Source organism: Oleiphilus sp. HI0079 (assembly GCF_001635105.1).
Genome location: NZ_LWFT01001033.1, coordinates 1 through 772, shown reverse-complemented (window position 1 = coordinate 772; position 772 = coordinate 1). Strand labels below are relative to the sequence as shown.

Below are 772 nucleotides of genomic sequence, written 5' to 3'. Positions count from 1 at the left end.
GCGTTTGGTTCTTTTTCTGTTCTTGAGTCTCTAGGAGAAAGGATTCTTGTGGAATGAGTGAAACGGTCGATAGTCTAAAACAACGTTTGGTGGGTGCATTTGTCATTTTATCGCTTGCGGTAATCTTTCTGCCTATGGTGTTTGATAAGCCGCACAGAGAGGGCAATGCCGTTGTAGAGCAAGTGCCGCCAAAGCCAATGCGTGAAACGGTTGTTATTTCACGACCAACAAAACCGGATTACAAAAAAAGGGCGGTGGAATCTGAGGGAGATTCGGAATCGGAATCTAGCTTACCCAAACTTGTCGCCGTTGAGTCTGGCATGAACGAGGCGTCAGCAACCCCTGAAGTATCGCAGGTTCCATCCAGAGACATCATAGATTCTGAGAAAAGAAGCGATGTCGTTGAGAGTGCTTCCAGCAAAGCGGATAGCAAGCCACGGATTGTTGATACAAAAGTATATAGCAATGTCTGGATGGTGCAGCTGGGTACTTTTTCAAAGCAAGAGAATGCTTATTCCTTGCGAGATAGATTAAGAAAGATCGGAATTGACGGCCATACGAAGCCTATTAAATCAGGCAGTGCTACTCGCGTGTTTGCTGGCCCCTTTGTGACGAAGAAAGAGGCCTTAAGAATCAAGCGAAAACTGGATGCTGAATTCAAGGTTGATAGTCTTGTGGTATTTTTTGAAGCGTAAATTGACCGTTTGGTTAACTTAAGTCGCTGTTATCAAACAAAAAAATAGTCAATTTCTTTAGTTTGTATAGGGTTTCT

Annotated in this window: 1 protein-coding gene; it reads left to right on the top strand. The window is 43.7% G+C overall.

Translation table 11 applies throughout. The features are described from left to right. The first annotated feature begins 53 nt into the window (after window positions 1-53). On the top strand, window positions 54-695 hold the full coding sequence (locus A3750_RS18635) for an SPOR domain-containing protein (RefSeq protein WP_068455639.1): 642 nt from the start codon (window positions 54-56) through the stop codon (window positions 693-695). Window positions 696-772 lie beyond the last annotated feature (77 nt).